General features: G+C 31.1%; 15 protein-coding genes, 1 other RNA gene and 5 pseudogenes. 4 read left to right on the top strand and 17 right to left on the bottom strand.

Going from position 1 to position 20,040, the window contains the following annotated elements:
* Nucleotide 1: 1 nt before the first annotated feature.
* Nucleotides 2-196 (bottom strand): zinc-finger domain-containing protein, encoded by a 195-nt coding sequence (locus DYE57_RS06590; RefSeq protein ID WP_115313355.1) that lies wholly within the window; start codon nt 194-196, stop codon nt 2-4.
* A 276-nt stretch (nt 197-472) separates the two neighbouring features.
* Here DYE57_RS06590 and DYE57_RS06585 point away from each other — a divergent pair, with 276 nt between their 5' ends.
* A complete protein-coding gene (locus DYE57_RS06585; protein WP_115313354.1) occupies nt 473-1,177 on the top strand; it encodes a queuosine precursor transporter in 705 nt (234 codons plus the stop codon).
* Between the two features lie 390 nt (nt 1,178-1,567).
* On the opposite strand, the pseudogene DYE57_RS12345 reads toward DYE57_RS06585, so the two are convergent.
* The 4 pseudogenes from DYE57_RS12345 to DYE57_RS06565 form a co-directional block, all read right to left on the bottom strand.
* Nucleotides 1,568-1,802: pseudogene (locus DYE57_RS12345) on the bottom strand (hypothetical protein).
* A 43-nt stretch (nt 1,803-1,845) separates the two neighbouring features.
* A pseudogene (locus tag DYE57_RS12695) lies at nt 1,846-2,178 on the bottom strand (hypothetical protein).
* Nucleotides 2,178-3,504: pseudogene (locus DYE57_RS06570) on the bottom strand (hypothetical protein). Before DYE57_RS06570 ends, DYE57_RS12695 begins: the two co-directional pseudogenes overlap by 1 nt.
* Nucleotides 3,501-4,286: pseudogene (locus DYE57_RS06565) on the bottom strand (tandem-type lipoprotein). The pseudogenes DYE57_RS06570 and DYE57_RS06565 overlap by 4 nt, the downstream one beginning before the upstream one ends.
* An 822-nt stretch (nt 4,287-5,108) precedes the next feature.
* Here DYE57_RS06565 and DYE57_RS06560 point away from each other — a divergent pair.
* On the top strand, nt 5,109-5,504 hold the full coding sequence (locus tag DYE57_RS06560; RefSeq protein ID WP_115313353.1) for a ribonuclease HI family protein: 396 nt from the start codon (nt 5,109-5,111) through the stop codon (nt 5,502-5,504).
* Between the two features lie 83 nt (nt 5,505-5,587).
* Here DYE57_RS06560 and DYE57_RS06555 read toward each other — a convergent pair.
* From DYE57_RS06555 to DYE57_RS06515, 9 genes and pseudogenes are all read right to left on the bottom strand, one after another.
* Nucleotides 5,588-6,262, bottom strand: a pseudogene (locus tag DYE57_RS06555) (IS6 family transposase).
* A gap of 340 nt (nt 6,263-6,602) precedes the next feature.
* Nucleotides 6,603-7,481: a 5'-3' exonuclease gene (locus DYE57_RS06550; protein WP_115313352.1), complete on the bottom strand. Its 879-nt coding sequence runs from the start codon at nt 7,479-7,481 to the stop codon at nt 6,603-6,605.
* Between the two features lie 20 nt (nt 7,482-7,501).
* Nucleotides 7,502-10,942 carry a dynamin family protein gene (locus DYE57_RS06545; RefSeq protein WP_115313351.1) on the bottom strand — a complete coding sequence of 1,147 codons (3,441 nt, stop codon included), beginning with the start codon at nt 10,940-10,942 and terminating at the stop codon, nt 7,502-7,504.
* Nucleotides 10,943-11,185: 243 nt separating this feature from the next.
* The gene (locus DYE57_RS06540) at nt 11,186-11,824 is read right to left on the bottom strand and encodes an SDR family oxidoreductase (protein ID WP_165417874.1); all 639 of its coding nucleotides are present in this window, start codon (nt 11,822-11,824) and stop codon (nt 11,186-11,188) included.
* A gap of 166 nt (nt 11,825-11,990) precedes the next feature.
* Entirely contained in the window at nt 11,991-13,127 is a 1,137-nt protein-coding gene (locus DYE57_RS06535; RefSeq protein WP_115313349.1) for a THUMP domain-containing class I SAM-dependent RNA methyltransferase, read from the bottom strand.
* Between the two features lie 183 nt (nt 13,128-13,310).
* Nucleotides 13,311-13,694, bottom strand: an RNA gene (gene rnpB / locus DYE57_RS06530) — RNase P RNA component class B.
* Nucleotides 13,695-13,760: 66 nt separating this feature from the next.
* Complete coding sequence (gpsB, locus tag DYE57_RS06525) at nt 13,761-14,099, bottom strand: cell division regulator GpsB (RefSeq protein WP_115313348.1); 339 nt, start codon at nt 14,097-14,099, stop codon at nt 13,761-13,763.
* A gap of 12 nt (nt 14,100-14,111) precedes the next feature.
* Complete coding sequence (locus tag DYE57_RS06520) at nt 14,112-14,678, bottom strand: SLOG family protein (RefSeq protein ID WP_115313347.1); 567 nt, start codon at nt 14,676-14,678, stop codon at nt 14,112-14,114.
* A gap of 14 nt (nt 14,679-14,692) precedes the next feature.
* Nucleotides 14,693-15,025, bottom strand: coding sequence for a DUF1798 family protein (locus DYE57_RS06515; protein WP_115313346.1), 333 nt, complete (start codon nt 15,023-15,025; stop codon nt 14,693-14,695).
* Nucleotides 15,026-15,373: 348 nt separating this feature from the next.
* On the opposite strand from DYE57_RS06515, the gene recU reads away from it, so the two are divergent.
* Together recU and DYE57_RS06505 are read left to right on the top strand one after the other, a co-directional pair.
* Complete coding sequence (recU, locus tag DYE57_RS06510; RefSeq protein WP_115313345.1) at nt 15,374-16,000, top strand: Holliday junction resolvase RecU; 627 nt, start codon at nt 15,374-15,376, stop codon at nt 15,998-16,000.
* Nucleotides 15,997-18,225: a transglycosylase domain-containing protein gene (locus DYE57_RS06505; protein ID WP_115313344.1), complete on the top strand. Its 2,229-nt coding sequence runs from the start codon at nt 15,997-15,999 to the stop codon at nt 18,223-18,225. Before recU ends, DYE57_RS06505 begins: the two co-directional genes overlap by 4 nt.
* Before the next feature lie 111 nt (nt 18,226-18,336).
* Here DYE57_RS06505 and DYE57_RS06500 read toward each other — a convergent pair whose 3' ends face one another.
* From DYE57_RS06500 to DYE57_RS06490, 3 genes are read right to left on the bottom strand one after another with little or no spacing between them, the layout of a single operon-like run.
* A complete protein-coding gene (locus DYE57_RS06500) occupies nt 18,337-18,669 on the bottom strand; it encodes a YpoC family protein (protein WP_115313343.1) in 333 nt (110 codons plus the stop codon).
* 6 nt (nt 18,670-18,675) lie between these two features.
* On the bottom strand, nt 18,676-19,335 hold the full coding sequence (nth, locus tag DYE57_RS06495) for an endonuclease III (protein WP_115313342.1): 660 nt from the start codon (nt 19,333-19,335) through the stop codon (nt 18,676-18,678).
* A complete protein-coding gene (locus DYE57_RS06490) occupies nt 19,325-20,011 on the bottom strand; it encodes a DnaD domain-containing protein (protein WP_115313341.1) in 687 nt (228 codons plus the stop codon). The genes nth and DYE57_RS06490 overlap by 11 nt, the downstream gene beginning before the upstream one ends.
* Nucleotides 20,012-20,040 lie beyond the last annotated feature (29 nt).

Here is a 20,040-nt window from a genome sequence, read left to right as displayed (position 1 = left end):
CCTATTGTAGCTCGTTACCAATTTGCTTGATTTGTTTGCCAATTGAACACTCATTAATACAAAAATGATGCGCATATGTTTTACCTTGTGTCTTTTTATTGTGACTTTTCAAGGGACATTGGTAACAATAAGTGTTCATCAATTGATCTATTCTATGAATTGCTCTTTTTTCAGAATAAGTGAGTATAGCTGTCACTCCCTTTAGCTATTAACTTTTGTTTAAAATTTAATTAAGCTCATTTCACATGATAGTATTATAGCATTTAATAGGATACAGATTTGAAATAATCAATTTAATTTTTATTAAGTAGATACGATTGAGAGTTAGATGAATTATTTTTAAATTTCTTTGAATTATTATTAAGTAATTTTTATTAAGGTATTGCATAAATTTTGGAATTCAAGTAAAATAATGTAGTTGTTTTTTGCGGTTTCTAAACACCCGCTTTATCAAAATTTAGGAGGAAGTAAGATGTTTAATGAAATTTTTGGTGTAACATCTTTCATCGTTACGTTTATATTAATGGTTTTCATGTACCGTTGTTTTGGGAAGCAAGGGTTAATCGCGTGGGTAGCCATTGGAACGATAATAGCCAATATTCAAGTTATCAAAACTGTTCATATTTTTGGGATTTCAGCGACGCTTGGGAATGTGATGTTCGCTTCTATATATTTAGCAACTGATATTTTAAACGATATATATGGTCGTAAAGTTGCTAAAAGAGCTGTGTGGCTCGGTTTTTCATCAACATTAGTCATGATTATCGTTATGCAAATGTCGTTACATTTTATTCCGGCACCTGTAGATACTGCACAAGGTGCTTTAAAAACGATATTTGATTTAGTACCTAGAATTGCATTAGGTTCAGTTATTGCTTACATTATTGGGCAACATATTGATGTGGTTATCTTTTCATTAATTAAAAAGATTTTTAGCTCAGAAAAAACATTTATCATTAGAGCATACGGTAGTACTGTTTTAAGTTCAATTATTGATACTGCTTTATTTGTTTCAATTGCATTTATCGGTACATTACCGGACATGGCAGTTTTCGAAATATTTATTACTACTTACCTATTAAAACTAATTTCAACTATATTCAATGTACCATTTGGCTACATTGCTAAATCTTTCTATCGCAAAGGTAAGATTCAAAAACTTGATGAAGGCTATTAATAATAAAGGTTTCATATCAAATAGAATTTATACAAATAATTAGAGATTAAGCAACTTGAGTTGCCTAATCTCTTTTTTAGGTTAAGGTTTATAAAGTATAAAACTATTATTTTTATCAGTAACTTTAGTACATTTAACTTTGTACAATTTATTCCAATTGTTTTATTGACACTGAGGTACCGTTTACGTAACATACCTTAATTCTATCGACTCGTCGGGTTAATACCGCTCACTATCCAAACATTTGTTGTTGTAGTTTAGTAAAGGCTGCTTCTCAATGTAAAATAAATTTTCTCGACATAAAGTTTAGATTAGGTTTATTCTGTATTTTATGCATAATTTTAGTGCTTCTAAGTCACTTTAATTACTGAAAAAATCATTTTATTGTTTTCATACATTAATATCCTGAATTTTTTCTAAATTTTTACTGATATTCTTTAATTTCGATGTTGCACTTTTAACCCAATCCCCTTGTGTCACATTGGAAAAATCACTTTCGAATTTCTTAAAATGACTCATCATTTGGTTAAGCAATATTTTTGATTACTTTTTAGCTTATTTTGATAATCATGATGCATTTATCGTGTTCTGGTGCAATAACCTCTCTAATCTGTTGCTTTTCCATGGATTTCTCACTGCTAAATCAGGTATACTTTCTGCACTTCGTATCACGTTGATTCATCTCCTTTAATTCTGGCAGGTTGTTTTAAATAGTTTCTTCTTAAGACATCTTTATCAGCTTCTAATCTCATCTCTTGTAGTTTGATGTACCGATTCATTTCTTCATCAAATACTTCTAAAATACGCGACAACTTGATACTTGCATTTTCACTATAATTCATTTTATTTTATAAGTATAAGAAGTGATTATACGTTTGTTCACATTTTCGGCGCATCTGGTATTTTAATTCATAAAGTTGTTCTAGTTCATCATTTACTTGTTGTCTTTTTACGTCATAGGCATTTTCAAGTTCACTAATGCTTTTATAAGCTGTAAACATTACATTACACCAACTATTTGGCTGGTTAACATTTGGTCGTTTGTCACAATTGCTTCGATACGCTGTTTAATTTTAGCTACATAATCATCACAATTTTTAGAAACATCATTTAATTTTTTTAATTTAGCGTCGATTTTTCTTTGGGGATTCGTCTCAAATTTGCTTTCATACGCCCCCCCTGCCCTTAATTCATCTATGACCTCTGCGTACGTCAGTTTTTCAGCAATTTCATTTCCAGCTTTTTGAGCCTTCTCCCAATTTTCTCCAAACTTATCGCCATTGCTTGATACATTTTTTTCAAGTGTTGGCTTTCTTCATCAACTAATTGTTTTAATCCTTCTGCAACGGATAATGCCTTTAAAGATTCTAATAATTGTTGTTGAGATGAAGAGAGTGTCCCACTATTCTTTTGAATTCAATTCGCTCTCAACGTACCTATTTTGCTTAGCCTACTTCGCGTTCGTTTATTAACAGTTTTCTATGATTTATTATTCGCATCTTGATACCCTTTTACTTTTTTTAATTCGGCTACTATTTTAGCTTGTGTATCTTTGTTTAAAAAACCATCTATTGAATGGCTTTGCCCATTTTTTATAATTACTTTTTCTCCGGCAGTTTCATACATAAGATTGCTAACACCTACATCTAATTCATCTTTATTAGAAACGAATTTTACAATGTGGCCATTATACTTTTCAATCATTTTTTTAAGTTCTTTTTCATCGTCATAAAGGATACTCACGTCTTTGACAGCTAATGCCGCTGGATTTTATACAACGATATTTTTAATGTTATTACTCATGCCTAAAATAATTGCATCTCTACTAAATGAAGAATGCCTTGTAATGATATCAATATCATAGTCTTTTTTGATATTTTTAATAAAGTCTTGAGTATTTTTAAAATGTGAATCTTTATCTGTTACTGAATGTAATGCAATATTTGCCTCTGCACCAATATCTTTTAATGTTTCACTCGCACCTATCTTGTCTTGAGGAGAGGCAAAACCTAAAGATTGTTTTAATATTGATCCTTTGTGTAAAAAATGGTGCCTGTCATACCTAAAGTGACTTTTCCTGTATCTTTATTTAAAAAAGTACTTGTGGTCGTGCCAGTTTTCGGGTCAGTATAACTTTTAAGATATGAAAGATTTTTAGGGAATTTATTTCTTCATTGTAACTTTTCTATTTGGTCATTAAATTTTTCTTTTTTCAAACCGCTATTATTTGCGTTTTCTATTTCATAACTTATTTTGGATACAGCACTTGTTTCTTCAGAGTTGCTTGCAATATTGCCTGGGTCTATTTGATATTCAGTTTGACTCATGATTCATTATCCTCACTTGGAGTAAATTCTACTGCATCTGAAAAATAAATATTTTCTTCATGATTTTCTACAAAGGTATATTCTAGATTTTTAGATCCTACAGATGATCCTTTTAAATCGTCGTCACCTTTCAACAAAAGTTTCGGAGCTTGTTTCGTTGGGATAATATATCGCTTTCTTAACTGTTGTACATTATAATCATTATTACTCAATTGATACTTTGCGGAATAACTTGGCACATTAGGATTGTAAGAAATATCACCATTTCTATAATGATTAAAATCTTTAAAATTGCCATATTGTATAAAAACTTAAAGTTTTTAATTTCTTTTTTTAACTTATCATCCGGTATGGGCTTCGTTGGGATAATTCGATTATGTTCCATTTTGACTGGTTATTTTTTAACTTTACTATGTGAATATCTTTTACTGTCCTCTGTTATTTCTTTAATAATAAAATTACCTTTTGTTGTTCTTGTATTGCGATTTATATAGACCACCCATCCCTCTAGTTTTCATATTCTTGTCTCTTGGTTTAATAGTCATTTCAGAATTGATTATCCAAGTGCCGTTATCGTCTTTATCAAATTCTTGATCTCTAAAGCCTTCTTTATCATAAAAATCTTCGAGATTTTTGGTTGGATACAAGCTTAAAGTTTTATTAAATGTATTCTTAATTTGAGCGTTTCGATTATTTTCTTTTGTCATAATGACGCAACCTCCAATAAATATAATGAGTATAATCAAACCTACACCTAGCTTTAGTTTCGTTGAATGACGCATTACTTCACATCCTTACCTTTTTAATTTGTATGATAATGTACATTCGTTTCTAAGTTACTTTAAGGTTGATACAGTTGTTGCACAATTTAATAAATTAGATTTTACCTACGCTTAATAAGTCACAGATGAGTTAGCACAATAAATCGTTATGTTAAATATAAAAAATAGAACTAAACAATATACAAGAAATGGTATTATTACAATCATCGTTTTTTGGTGAGTATAAGATATTTCTTTTTGTTATAGTTCAACAGTTTTTTACCTCTTTTTTAGTGACCAGTATAGGTAATATAACCAAAGTAACAAATTGAATTATTAAAGAAATAATAGAGATAGAAAATATTATGTCAAATATAGTAAGTAGTATACTTAACTAAAGGCAAAAAAACTAAATTTTCATGGAACTTTTAGTTCTTAGATCCAAGAAATAGTTAATATAATCGTCAACATGTTTTTGAAGGTTTTTATAATGATTTTATTATTAATCAACTTCTTTTTTAAAATATATCAAATATTTATAAAAATAATACCATTTACAAAAATGATTTTATAGGTATATTATTTTATTTTTATTGATTTTCTTACATATAAATATGGAGATTATTGCTTCATTTTTTATACTAAACACAATATTATGTACTAATAAATTTTTAAATTCCCATCAATCTAATTTAGTACAGAGCTATAATAAATTGTTGGATTAGTATTTGATTTTATATTTATCGTTAAATGAATTAACATGATTAATCATATTTGTTTACGTAATCGTTTTAAGTTTTGCTACAATATGAGTATATTAATTTGAACGAGGGTGTAAGTAAGATGGCAAAAGTATTTTTTGATGCTGCTACTAAAGGTAATCCAGGTCGTAGCGCATGTGCGGTTGTTGTGAAAGAAGAATCAGAACGACATGTGTTTACACATGACTTAGGAGAGAGGGATAATCACAGTGCTGAGTGGGCTGCAATGTTACATGCATTGGAACATGCCAGAGAACTTCAAGTACCCAACGCTTTACTTTACACAGATTCTAAGTTAATTGAGGATAGTATTAATAGAGGAAATGTTAAAAATCTGAAATTTAAACCTTATTTTGATAATATCAAAATTTTGGAACAAAGTTTCGAGTTGATGTTCGTTAAATGGCTTCCACGAAATCAAAATAAAGAGGCCAACCAACTTGCACAACAAGCATTATATCAATTAACTAAAAAGTGAAGTTTTTAAATGGTAATTAAAGGGTTCTGTTGCAAAGTCAAAAAAAATATAACTAATTATCATTTTAACATGGTAGTATTCTCTTAACTGACCAACATGTGACTAATTTCGTAGCACGGCGAAAACCCGTAGATCTGAAGAGACCTACGGTTCTTTTTATATAGACCGTAAATACATTCAATACCTTTTAAAGTATTCTTTGCCGTATTGATACTTTGATACCTTGTCTTTCTCATTTTAATATGACGGTGATCTTGCTCAATGAGGTTATTAAGATATTTAGAGGTACAATGACAGTTAGGATTAAGTTTAAAATTTTTAATCAATTTAGACATTGCCACCTTCGTTGAAGGTGCCTGGTCGGTAATCATCATTCGAGGCTTACCAAATTGTTTAATAAGTCATTTAATAAACGCATATGCTGAATGATTATCTTGTTTGTTATGTAACCAAATATCTAATGTATGACCATCTGTATCAATTGCACGATATAAATAGCACCATTTTCCTTTTATTTTGATGTATGTCTCATCAACACGCCATTTATAATAGGCTTTTTTATGCTTTTTCTTCCAAATTTGATACAAAATAGGAGCATATTCTTGAACCCAACGGTAGATCGTTGAATGATGAACGTTAACACCACGTTTGCTTAATATTTCAGATATATCACGATAACTAAGTGCGTATCTTAGGTAGTAGCCAACGGCTACAGTGATTACGTCTTTATTAAATTTCTTATATCTAAAATAATTCATAGAGAAGGCTCCTTTTTTTGTTAAAATTATACTATAAAATTAACTTTGCAACAGAACCTTCTTGATGTTTTGTCTTTGTTGTTTGATGTGATTTAAAAATTATGTTTGTGTCATTACGATAATTTTTGACAATGAATTGATACCATTTGAAATTTGCTCAATAAAAAAGAGCAGATGACCCAAAAATCATAACGGCATGCTCTTCATTTATCACAATAGAATTTTGAACAACAATTTATTTGTTCTAAACAATAATATAATTTTGGAGTGAATTGCCTAAAAAATTATAAAACAAAAACCATTCCATCAACTCGAAAAGAGTTCATAAAATGGTTTATTATTAAAAGTTACTAGCTAAATATTTTCCTGAAATGTATAACTCATGTTCATTGCAAATGGATAAAATATCGTTTAGTGTATGCGCGTATTCCATATCTTTAAAGAGCTGCTCGGTTTCAATTGGAACCCGTGTGTAGATTTCTGCTAAAGATTTGGATAAATGAAGGTTGTGAATGTTATTGTTAATTTTCTTTTGTTGTAATGATGTAAGTGTTGAGATATTTTCGATGACATTTTCAACGCTTTGATGATTTTGTATTAGTTTGATAGCGGTCTTTTCACCGATTCCTCTTACACCTGGGTAACCATCAGCGGAGTCCCCCATTAATGCTTTTACATCGATGAGTTGTTTCGGTTCTATGCCATATTCCTCTTTGAAACGATCTAAAGTATAACGGTTATAAATATTAAATCCTTTCTTAGTCAGCCAGACTTCAACATTTGTATTAATACATTGTAGAATGTCTCTGTCTCCTGTAATGATAAAGACTTCATTTTGTTGTGAATAAGTTTGTGCAAGACTACCAATCACATCATCAGCTTCGTAGTTTACAACACCCACATTTACAAAGCCAAAGTGTTGTGAAATTTCTTTGACGTAATCGAATTGAGGGATTAATTCTGCTGGTGGGGTTGGTCGATTTTGTTTGTAGCCATCAAACATTTCATTTCGAAATGTTTCTTGTCCCATGTCCCAACAAACTGCAATATGTGTTGGATGAATTTCTTTAATAGCACTAAAAACATGTCTGACAAATCCTTGAATGCCATTTGTAGGAACCCCCTCTGAATTATACATAAATTGATTGTGTAAGCTTGTCGCATAAAAATGTCTAAATAATAACGCCATTCCATCGACAAGTAAGACTCTCTGAGTCATTCTTAAATCCCTCTTTCTTCTTATAGAATATTATCTAATTGTATTGTTTTAGTTTCAAGTTGTTGGATGAGTGTATCATCTAATTTAAATAACAGTAATTCATCAATTTGTGCTTGAATGGTTTCTTCCAATTGTTTAAATTGTTGCGCAGCTTGTTGAGCCATTTCTTTAACATCATTATCAAGATGCTGTCTTAATTCGCTTAAATTGTTTTGTAATAATTTTAGTGTTGATTGTGATATCTGTTCTTGTATGTCTTTTTGAGCATTTGGGTTTAATATTTTATGTTTAGTTAATTGCTTTGGTAATGCTTGACCCATTTCATTTAAATCAATTCTTAAATAAGGCGTTTCATTTATTGGCGGTTTTACATCAAAGCCAGCATTGACTATAATGTGTAGTTCATTTAATTTCTTAATAGTTGGCGCAACTTGTTCACTAAGTTGTGAATTAAAATATTTTTTAATTCTTTCTGTGATTAATGATTGTTCTAAGTACAATCTTTGATGAATCTGATCAAGGTATGTCTTTGTAGATAATTTTTTTTCTTCATTAAAATCGTTGTTTTGTGTCATTTGACTATTATATACAGATTTAACTTCATCCAGAAGTTGTATTTTTAAACGTTCATTAAGATGGTAAATTTGTTCATCAACTTCATTTATAGTGTGCTGTGATGTAATGTCAATCGTTTGAGAATCTAAGCGTTCTCGATTTTTGTACTGAGATAACTTTTGTTGTCTCTGACGTATTTGATCTTTATTATGATGAAATTCTTCAATCATTTCTTTGTATGATACATTCATTTGTTCAAGTTGGTATATCATTTGCTGTTCTAAAATGATTTTAGATTCAACGTCTGCAAAGTGTTGGACACGATGACGTAGTTGGTTGATACCTTGATCTTCTTCTTTGAGTGCCCTTTTACTTGAAACACCGTAAATTTCAGATTGAAGATTGACTTGACTTAGAGCATCTGCAACATAATCTTTTACAGCATTTAAATCTTCCTCATTTTCAGCTAAATCAACTGCATTAATGACCATTTTAAAAGCTTGATTCTCGTTTAATTGATTCATGTCTTTCATATGTTCAATAAATGCTTTGTCATTATCTGTAAATGAATGATTAAAGTAACTCACATATAAAATAAGGTCTGATGAAGTTAAAATTTGTTCGGTTTCATTTGTATGACGTTGATTATTTGAATGAAGTCCGAGAGAATCTACGATAATTTTTCCTTTTAACCAATCTAAAGGAAGTTTAAAATGTACCGTTTTAATAAATGTTGCATATTCATCTTCGTCACTCCATTTTTTAACATCTTCTTGAGAAACTGAATGAACAATACCTTGATGAAGCATATCTATATACGTTTTATAGTGTTGTTCTATCGCGCTAATAAAGGCGAGTTGATTCTTTTCAAGTTGTGATTTTAATTTTTTAAAATCACTATGAATAAACTCTTCTAAAGAATTAAAAGAGATGTCATAGAATTCTAATACTCGATTTACTTCTTCAAGGAGTTGGTCTTCTGATTTTAAAGTAATTTCAATGTGATTACCATATGACAATTCTGTCGTTGCGGCAGTGGTTGGATTTGGCGAGCTTACTAAATATTGATTACCAATTAGCGCATTGATTAGACTACTTTTACCAGCACTGAAGGTACCGAACACTCCAATTTTAGTAACTTTCTGATTAAGTCTTTGAATAGTATCTTGAATATCTTTTTTCGCGCATTCAAATAATGGTACATCTTCCACTATTTTTAGTGCATTTTGGATATCAACTTGTTTAGTTGTCACAACTTTTTCTTGATCTTTCTGTTGATGCATTTGGTAATATGCAGTGGAATTTTCTTGTTTGAGTCTATAGTTCACCTCAGTTCTACCGATGAGTTTATCTAAAGAATCGTCTAAATGAATATAGTAGTGTTGATAATTATGAGTAGTAAGAGATTCTCTTAACTGTCTTAATTCAATAAACCTTTCATATATTTGTCTGTCTTCATCTTCATCTGCAGCAATTTCTTTAGCTTCAGCATGTTGTATAACTTCTTTAAACAACGGGTTGGATTGATGCTCTATCATTTTATTTAACGCCTTAACCACTTTATCTGAAAATGTGAGTACATATGTATTACTAATACTTGTTTGTGGTTGATAGAGATTAGAAATTAACGATGAATCGATGACATAATCTTGATTTAAGATGTGTTCATTAACGTGTTTATTATTGATAAATCGCGTTAAGAATGACATGTCTTCACGAAGTGGTTGACGAATTTGCTGATTGACTTTGTCTTGAAGTTCAGTTGTCGCTTTATTTAAACGTTGCACCTGTGTTTCTTCTTTTTTCTTTTTCTTATTAAAAAGTCCACCTACTTTAAAATCAGCTGATTGACTTTCTAAATAAGAATGCAATGATTCTCTCATATCATAAGTCATAATATAAGCATTCTCTAATATGTCTTTACGCTTTTGATTTAAATAATTTAACAGTTTCTCAGAATCATTGAGAAGTTTTGCCTCTTCGCTCACTTCTTGATTTTGTTGGAATTTGATATAGGCTTCTTCAAAATAATCTTTTTCTATATCTAAAGTATCAAGAATATCTTGTAATTCATTTTGGATGTATGCCAGTTGTCCATCAGTAATAAAGTTTACTGTGCGATTGACATAGTCTTCAATAGATTCGCGATGAAGGTCTATTGAAACTAGAAAATCAGAAAGTTCGTGTAATTCATTTTTAGGATGTTCAAATTTAGAAACGTAATACGTATGTTCGAGTTTGATATTCAAATCTTTAATATATTTTTCTACGCGAGATTTAAATGTCTCAAAAGAAATTTCCTCTTCATTATGTTTATCTATCTGATTAATCACAAATACAATGGGGATACCAACGTCATTGATACGTTTCATAAATTTGAAATTTAATGCAGATTGCACGTGGTTATAATCAACAGTGTAGAACATCATATTACTCGTATACATAAACTGCTTTGTAGTTGATTGATGGGTCGCAACATTTGAATCTACCCCTGGAGTGTCTTGGAGTGTAAACCCTTGATTAAACTTACCAGATTGAAAGTTAATTTCTACCGATTCAACATCCATATTTTGTCGATTCATTTGCTTAACATTGTCATATGTCTTTAATTTTGTATATTGTTGGTGTGGTAAATTAGCAATAATCCCTGGTTCTTCTGCTACTGACACTATAGCCGTGTTACTTGTAGTAGGTACAGGAGAAGTCGGTAAAATATCTTGTTCTAATAATAAATTTATGAGTGTAGATTTTCCTGCTGAAAAGTGTCCTACAAATGAAGCGGTATATTGATTTAAATAAACTTTTTTTATGACTTGATTAATTGTGTTTACTAAAATAGTATTGTTTGATTTTTCGACTTCTTTTTTTAATTTATATAAAATATCTAATTGATCTTTATTTGCCATTTATGTATGCCCCTTCGATTCAATTGCAAAAAGATAATTAATATTACATCTTTTACATTTATGTATTAAAGAATACTTTCCCCTTGCATTGAGATAAGTTCTATATATCTTATTTTACGATATACATTGTTGAAAATAAAAAAATAAGGCAGTCATAATGACTTGCCTTATTTTTTAAAAGTTAAGTTGTATTGAATTTTAGTATATCAAAACTTTAAAACTTATGCTATTTTATAAGTTAATTCAGTTAAACCAAGCTGGTTTATCGCCTTCTGTCCCTGGTTTATTAACTCCAATATTTTCTTTGGAATGAAGTTCTGGATTTTTAGCAATTTGAACGGCAAGTGAAGCCACACTTTTTCTAGAAACTTCAGTTCCTTTAAATGTTTCATTTTTAGTTGTAATTTCAAATACATTTTCATTCTTATCAGTGAGACAACCTGGACGAATAATTGTGTAATCTAAATCTGAGCTTTCAATAATGTCAGAAGCTTTACGATATAGATTTAATTTTTTACCAAATTGTTCTTTGTTCCACTCATTGAATGGTTCTGGTAGTTCGTCATAAATACCAGGTGCTGCAACAAAGATAAGTCTTTTAACGTTTTTATTATCCATTGCTTTGACAATTGTTTCAGCTTGTTTATCTAATGATCCTGATAAACTTGCGAATACTACGTCAACTTGATCTAAAGCTTTTTCAAGGTCTTCAGCATTTTTTGCGTCTCCCTCAAAAACTTTAACTCGATTAGAAGCGTAATCAGGGATACGATGAGCATTTCTTAAGAATAGGTCAACGTTAAATCTTGAGTTTTCTAGAAATATTTTAGTAGCTTGGATAGATACTCTACCATTTGCTCCAATAATCAAAACAGTCTTCATATTTAAAATCCTCTCTCTATTTAACAAATTGTACATTTTAAATATATGGTTAATGATTAATAAATTAAAACACTCCTACTCAACTGTACTACAGTCAAGATAAGAGTGCGAATGAATCGTACTTTATCAATTACTATAATTACACATATTTTATAAAATGTAAAACTTATTTTTTAAAATTAGGTTTTTTGCCCCAATATTGATAATACGTACATTCAATATAACCATTAAATAGTTTACGACGTTTAGTCGCTTTACGATTAACTAAATATTCAAATTCTTTATTACTTGTTAAAATATAAGCAGATAAAAATGGATGTTGTTTCATTAAAGTTCCGATGTAGCGGTACATTTCTTCTACTTCGTCACGGTCGCCGATACGTTCACCATATGGAGGATTTCCTACCAGCGCTACAGGTTCTTCTTTATCGATGGTTAATGTGTTTACATCCTTGATGCCAAATTGAATAATGTCGCTAAGCCCTACTTCTTCAGCATTACGCTTAGCAATATCAACCATTTCTGGATCGATATCGGATGCATATACTTCAATTTCTTTATCATAATTAGCCATTTGGTCAGCTTCGTCTCTTAATCGGTCATAAATATTCGGAGGCATTATATTCCACTCTTCTGACACAAACTCTCTATTGAAGCCTGGTGCAATGTTTTGTGCAATTAAACACGCCTCAATCGCAATCGTCCCCGAGCCACAAAATGGATCGATAAGAGGTGTATCACCTTTCCAATTTGCTAAACGTATTAAACTTGCCGCCAAAGTTTCTTTAATTGGAGCTTCACCTTGAGCTAGACGGTAACCACGTTTATTTAAACCAGAACCTGATGTATCAATTGTAAGTAGAACATTATCTTTATGTATTGCTACTTCAACTGGATACTTGGCACCTGTTTCATTTAACCATCCTGTTTCTTGATAAGCATGTTTTAATCGTTCTACTATCGCTTTTTTAGTAATCGCCTGGCAATCAGGTACGCTATGAAGTGTTGATTTAACACTACGCCCTTGAACTGGAAAATAGTCTTCTTTATCAATAATCGTTTCCCAAGGCAATACTTTTGTTTGTTCAAATAACTCATCAAATGATTTTGCATCAAAGCGACCCATTACAATTTTAATTCTGTTAGCTGTGCGCAACCATAAATTACATTTAACGATTGTAGTTTCATCACCTTCAAAGAAAATGCGTCCGTTCTCGACGTGAGTGTCATAGCCAAGTTCTTGTATTTCCTTTGCAACTACTGCTTCTAATCCCATTGGACATACTGTTAATAATTGAAACACTGCTTAGTCTCCTTTAACGTAAGTTTCTAATGCTAATTTATATGTAAAATGTGTTTCTTAGATTAATGTTAAGTTTGAAGTGTTAAAAATGAATTGTAAAGCGTTATGAAGTTTAGAACGACCCTTCTAACAATTGAAAAAGCTCTCCATTATGCAAGGGAGAGCTAAACTAGTTCATGATATTTCTATAAGCCATGTTCTGTTCCATTGTACTCATCACGTGTACTAGTTACACTGGTACGCTGGTGGTAACCATCTGTCTACACATCTTCATATTCGCATGAAGATGGTCTCGTTTATACGTTGAATTTCGCTAAACAAGTGCTCCTACCAAATTTGGATTGCTCACTCGAGGGGTTTACCGCGTTCCACCTTTTATATTTCTACAAAAGCTACGTCACTGTGGCACTTTCAAACTATTCTAACCATATCAAAAAACTTAGGTTATTTCGTTGCCGTCAACTTAATGCCTTGATTTATTGTTTGATCAAGCACGAACACTACAATCATCTCAGACTGTGTGAGCATGGACTTTCCTCTATATTGCTATAGCGATTACCCGAAATATCACTTTTGAGATTATAACATAATTTTAAGTTTAGAAGTAATAAATTTTTTCGTTATTTGTAAAATTTATTTGCCGAATACAGCTTTTTCTAAATTTGAGATACGTTTTAGGATATCCACGTTATTTGAAGCGTTGTTAGAACTATTTGAAGAAAAGCTTTTATTTTCCTGTGGTCTCGATGTGGCAACACGTAATCTTAATTCTTCAAGTTCTTTTTTCAATTTATGATTTTCTTCGGAAAGTTTTACAACTTCGTTATTCATATCCGCCATTTTTTGATAATCTGTAATAATATCATCTAAAAAAGCGTCTACTTCTTCTCTTCTATAGCCTCGTGCCATAGTTTTTTCGAAATCTTTTTCATAAATATCTTTTGCTGATAATTTTAATGAAACATCTGACATCTTTTTTTCACCTCATTCGAAACTTTGATCTTGAGACCACTGCAAGTCGTTGATGAAGTCAGTGAGTTCATCAAACGTCACAATATCATAAGTATAGTTTGTTTTTTCCATAAATTCAACTAACATAGTCTTGAAGAATTTTGGACTTGCCTCTTGTTCTTCATCATAAATCAGAATGGTGTAATCAGTGTGATCTAACATAAACTGATCAGCTTGTTTAAATTGAAAAAGTCCTTGATACTCAGTGTGATGAATGCTTTCGATAAAATCAGCTTGCTGTGCGATAGAGGTATACTTTGATTGATTACTTTCATTCCAACGATCTGTGTGACCAAAGAATGGTGTAATTATACCGAGTTTTAAGTCAGGGTAACTTTCTTTGAGATGAATGACTACTTCTGCTGTCCACAACTCTATACCCATCTGTCCTTGTATCAGAACCCATTCCAATCCTTCATCTAAAAGTTGTTCTAATTTATGCGCTATAAATTTCTTTAAATAGGAAACTTCTGGAGCATCATCTTTGAATATATTTAATTCAAAAGATTTATACCCAATAACATAAACAGTTTTAACCATATTATTTAACCTCATTAAACATTATACATTAAAATATTTTTTAGATCGTACTGAACACTTTTCAACATTTCCGTGAACAGTTTTTTACTTGTTCTTTGAAAATGACATTCCACCGATAAAGAATGAATATTTGAAGTTAACAAATTAAATTTTTCTTTCGTCATATATGGAATAGCATTTATTTGTTCATAATTATTGATAAATGCTTCGAGTTTATTGTCAATATCTTCAACATATGGCATGACTTCTTTGTAGAAATCATAATCTGTACCTGTTGATTTTACTAAATAATAACGACGATTCATTTCATTAATATCTGTTACAAGTTGTTCGAAAATATATTGCACAAGGATGCCTCCTACAAAGTTAATTTAACATAACTTAAAAGCATTAGTCATACAAATAAACATATTCTAATGCTAATTCAATTAAATGATATGATTCAAAAATTTTTCATTTTAGTAAAAAGAATTAAGAGGTAATTGATAAATTTAGTAATAAAATTAAAAACTAAAAGATTACATTTATCTTTCATTTATGAAAGAAATCGTGACAGATTTGCATAAGCACGTTAAAATAGTGTTTGATATATGTTTGTTTACTGACATATACATTCAAATACTGTAGTTTGATTTAATAGTTTTATTGTTTTAATTGTAGCATTATGATTGAATCAAACTTGTGTGGTGAAAATGATGAATTATCCAAATGGTAAGCCATACTCTAAAAATAAGTCTTTGGACGGACGAAATGTTTCCCCATTTTCAAGTAACATTGAATATGGTGGACGCGGAATGACACTTGAAAAAGATATTGAGCAATCAAATTCTTACTATCTTAAAAGTGGTATAGCAGTCATTCACAAAAAGCCTACTCCCGTTCAAATCGTTAATGTACACTATCCGAAACGTAGTAAGGCGGTGATTAATGAAGCTTATTTTCGTACACCTTCAACAACCGATTATAACGGTGTTTATAATGGATGTTATATTGATTTTGAAGCGAAAGAAACGAAGAATAAAACATCTTTTCCTTTAAATAATATCCATACACATCAGGTGGAACATATGAAAAATACATATCATCAAAAGGGAATTGTTTTTCTTATGATACGTTTTAAAACTCTTGATGAAGTATATCTATTGCCTTATTCCAAGTTTGAAAGACTTTGGGAACGGTATATCCAAGATATAAAAAAATCGATTACTGTTGAAGAAATTCGGAAAAATGGTTACCATATTCCTTATCAATATCAACCAAGATTGAATTACCTCAAGGCAGTTGATAAGTTGATATTAGATGAAAGTGAGGACCGCGTATGACGGAAAATAAAGGGTCTTCCCAATCTAAAAAGACGAATAGTAAAAATGGGAAGTCTGGTGGAAAAAAGAATAGGAACGTAAAGAGAACGATTATTAAGATTATAGGGTTTATGATTATAGCCTTTTTCGTTCTGTTGCTACTCGGTATTTTGTTGTTTGCTTACTATGCATGGAAAGCACCAGCATTTACTGAATCTAAGTTAGAAGATCCAATTCCAGCTAAGATATATGATAAAAATGGAGATCTTGTTAAAACGTTAGATAATGGTCAACGTCATGAACACGTCAATATTAAAGATGTGCCTAAAAACATGAAATATGCCGTATTAGCGACAGAAGATAATCGATTCTATCACCATGGTGCACTTGATTATAAACGTTTGTTTGGTGCTATTGGTAAGAACTTAACTGGTGGATTTGGTGCGCAAGGTGCGTCAACACTAACACAACAAGTTGTTAAAGATTCATTCTTAACACAACAAAAGTCTATCGGTCGTAAAGCGCAAGAAGCTTATCTTTCATATCGTCTTGAACAAGAATACAGTAAAGATGAGATTTTCCAAGTTTATCTGAATAAAATCTATTATTCAGATGGCGTAACTGGAGTAAAAGCTGCAGCTAAATATTACTTCAATAAAGACTTGAAAGATTTAAACTTAGCTGAAGAAGCATATCTTGCTGGTTTGCCACAAGTTCCAAACCTTTATAACATTTATAATAATCCTAAAGAAGCGAACAATCGTAAAGATACTGTACTTTATTTAATGCATAAACACCATAGAATTACTGATAAACAGTATGCAGACGCTAAAAAAATTAATCTTAAAGCGAACTTAGTAGAACGCACTAAAAAAGAACGTCAAGTTAACGGCAATGATAAAGATCCAGAGTATGATTCTTACGTAAACTTCGTTCAATCAGAATTGATGAATAACAAATACTTTAAAGATAAGAATTTAGGTAGCGTTCTTCAAAGTGGTATTAAGATTTATACTAATATGGATAAAGATGTTCAAAAAACGCTTCAAGATCGTATTAATAATGGTACTAGTTATTATAAAAATGATGACCAACAAGTTGGTGCAACTATCTTAGATAGTAAAACTGGTGGCTTAGTAGCGATTTCAGGTGGACGTAATTATAAAAACGTAGTTGAAAGAAACCAAGCTACTGACCCTCATCCTACTGGTTCTTCATTAAAACCATTCTTAGCATATGGTCCTGCAATAGAAAATATGAAATGGGCAACAAACCATGCTATTCAAGATGAATCATCTTATTGGGTAGACGGTGCTCAATTCAAAAATTATGATACTCAAAGTCATGGTACTGTTTCTATTTACGATGCATTAAGACAAAGTTTTAATATTCCAGCACTTAAAACTTGGCAACAAGTTAAGAAAGATGCAGGTAACGATGCACCTAAAGAATTCGCTTCAAAAGTTGGTTTAGATTATAGTGGTAAAATAGGTCCATCAGAAGTATTAGGTGGTTCATCTTCTGAATTCTCACCTACTCAATTAGCTTCAGCTTTCGCATCGATTGCTAATGGTGGTACTTATAATAACGCGCATTCAATCCAAAAAGTTGTGACAAACGATGGTGATACAATTGAGTATGATCATTCAAGTCATAAAGCTATGAAAGATTACACGGCATATATGTTAGCTGAAATCTTAAAAGGTACTTTTAAACCTTATGGTTCAGCTTATGGTCATGGGGTTTCTGGCGTCAATATGGGTGCTAAAACTGGTACAGGTACTTACGGTCAAGAAATTTATGAAAAGTATAACCTACCAGACAATGCAGCTAAAGACGTATGGATTAACGGGTTTTCACCACAATATTCAATGTCAATTTGGATGGGCTTCAATAAAGTTAAACAATATGGAACTAACTCATTTGTTGGTCATTCTGAACAAGAATATCCACAATATCTTTATGAAGATGTTATGTCAGATATCTCTTCTAAAGATGGCGAAGATTTTAAGAAACCAGATAATGTGAGTGGTAGTGATGGTGAAAACGTATCTGTAAAAGGTCATCCTGATAACAACACTACAAGTCGCAGTGTTCATGGAAGTAGCGATACTTCTTCCTCAAGCGGAGGCTCTAATTCAGCATCAAGTTCAAACAGTTCAAATCATTCATCACAAGGCAACTCAGGAAACGCATTAACACGTCTGTTTAACTTAAATTTAATTTTTGATTATGAAGCATCCTAACTAAATACAGAAGTCCCAGTTTCTTTTCATAGAAATTGGGACTTCTTTTTACTTTGAAAAAGGCCAAGTATGTCACAAATGATCATACTTGGCTATATCTGTTGTATTGAGCTATTTTTGTTGACGTTTTTTTCTAATTTGATAAGAGGCGTTCATCTTTATTAATTCAGATTTAAGAGTTTTCATTTGCTGATAACCCATAAAATGATATTTACGTGCAATCATATAATGGTATCGTTCTTCAAAATTCATGGGCACCACTGGGTAAAACTCTAATTGATTAAAATGAATGCTTTCAATCTCATTAATTTGCTTAAAATAATTGATAATCATATCAAAATAAGCGTCTAAGCGCATTTTGCCTTCTTGAGATTTTAATTGCTTTTTACTCGCTAAATTATCTAATTGACATTCTAATGCATCAAAATCTTGCTTTTTAATCAAATTCCATCACTCTTCCTTCAAACTCGTTTTATAGCGTTTTTGACCTTCTCTACAATCTTCTAACAAAGGACACATTTCACATTTAGGTTTCTTTGCTAGACAATGATAACGACCAAAGAATATTAATTGATGATGACTTTTAGTCCATCTTTCTCGTGGGATAATAGCACATAAACGATCTTCTACTTGGCGCACGTTATCTTTCCAACGATTAATTCCTAACCGTTTAGACACTCTCTCCACATGTGTATCTACAGCCAAAGAAGGTTCGCCAAATGCAACACTCATAACAACGTTTGCAGTTTTATGACCTACCCCAGCCAGACTTTCTAATTCTTGATGTGTTTGAGGAATTTGACCATCAAATTGATCTATTAAAGAACGACATAGTTTTTTAATATTCTTTGCTTTGTTGCGATATAAACCAATAGAACGTATGTCATTTTGCAGTTCTTCATCACTTACACCTAAATAGTCTTCAGGTGTTTTATATTTTTTAAACAATGATTGTGTCACACGATTGACAAGATTATCTGTACACTGAGCTGATAATAAAACAGCAATTGTAAGTTCAAATGCATTATTATGTTTAAGTTCGCACTCAGCGTCTGGAAACATATTAGCAATAATATCAATCATAGCTAGTGCTCTTTTCTTACTTATCATTAGGTTCCTCTCCATTCAACCAATCAAATTTAGGGACTTTCTTAACGACATGTTTCATTTTTGGTTTATTAAATTGCTCTCGAATTTTCTTAGAATCATCAACAGTTTTTACGTTATTTTTCTTCCAATTTAATAGAATCCTGTCAATATATTTAAAACTCAATTTATTTTGACTTAATGCTTCATCTAAAGCTGCTTGTATCACCGATAAATCATGTTGGTCAACATCTATCCATTGATTAAGTGTTTCAATTTCATATGGTGAAAGAGGTCTGCCAAATGATTTTTCAATCATTTGAAAAAGTTCCTTAAACTGTGCCTTACTATCTAGCTCTTGATGATCAAGATTTTGTTTCTTCAAAAGTTGATTTAACTTTTCATAAAATGGATCTAAATTCATATATTCAGTAAACTTGCCCTCTTCATCCTTACTCACATTTAATTCTAATAATTCTCGTTGAATTAAGTTTTGAATTACTGAAGTAATCTGTCGAGGTTCCATTGATGAGCCTTGTTGAAGAAACTCAATTGAGGGCTGTTTATTAGAGGTTTCAGAAGCATAAATAAGTTTAATTAAGATAACTAAATCTTGTTCCCCCATACCTAATTCAGCATAATGATCTAATAGTTCTCTTCGTATTACAACAGGACGCGTTTTGAGTTGAAACAAATCCAAAATACTTACCCTCCTAATTTAAACTGAAA

Source organism: Staphylococcus saccharolyticus (assembly GCF_900458815.1).
In the GTDB taxonomy this organism is placed as follows: domain Bacteria; phylum Bacillota; class Bacilli; order Staphylococcales; family Staphylococcaceae; genus Staphylococcus; species Staphylococcus saccharolyticus.
This window is presented reverse-complemented; position numbering and strand designations above follow the sequence as displayed.

Bases quoted from the DNA above. Each gene is read 5' to 3' on its own strand.
- DYE57_RS06585 (WP_115313354.1), top strand. From the start codon at position 473: ATGTTTAATGAAATTTTTGGTGTAACATCTTTCATCGTTACGTTTATA.
- DYE57_RS06560 (WP_115313353.1), top strand. From the start codon at position 5,109: ATGGCAAAAGTATTTTTTGATGCTGCTACTAAAGGTAATCCAGGTCGT.
- DYE57_RS06550 (WP_115313352.1), bottom strand. From the start codon at position 7,481: ATGACTCAGAGAGTCTTACTTGTCGATGGAATGGCGTTATTATTTAGA.
- DYE57_RS06545 (WP_115313351.1), bottom strand. From the start codon at position 10,942: ATGGCAAATAAAGATCAATTAGATATTTTATATAAATTAAAAAAAGAA.
- DYE57_RS06540 (WP_165417874.1), bottom strand. From the start codon at position 11,824: ATGAAGACTGTTTTGATTATTGGAGCAAATGGTAGAGTATCTATCCAA.
- gpsB (WP_115313348.1), bottom strand. From the start codon at position 14,099: ATGTCAGATGTTTCATTAAAATTATCAGCAAAAGATATTTATGAAAAA.
- DYE57_RS06520 (WP_115313347.1), bottom strand. From the start codon at position 14,678: ATGGTTAAAACTGTTTATGTTATTGGGTATAAATCTTTTGAATTAAAT.
- recU (WP_115313345.1), top strand. From the start codon at position 15,374: ATGAATTATCCAAATGGTAAGCCATACTCTAAAAATAAGTCTTTGGAC.
- DYE57_RS06505 (WP_115313344.1), top strand. From the start codon at position 15,997: ATGACGGAAAATAAAGGGTCTTCCCAATCTAAAAAGACGAATAGTAAA.
- nth (WP_115313342.1), bottom strand. From the start codon at position 19,335: ATGATAAGTAAGAAAAGAGCACTAGCTATGATTGATATTATTGCTAAT.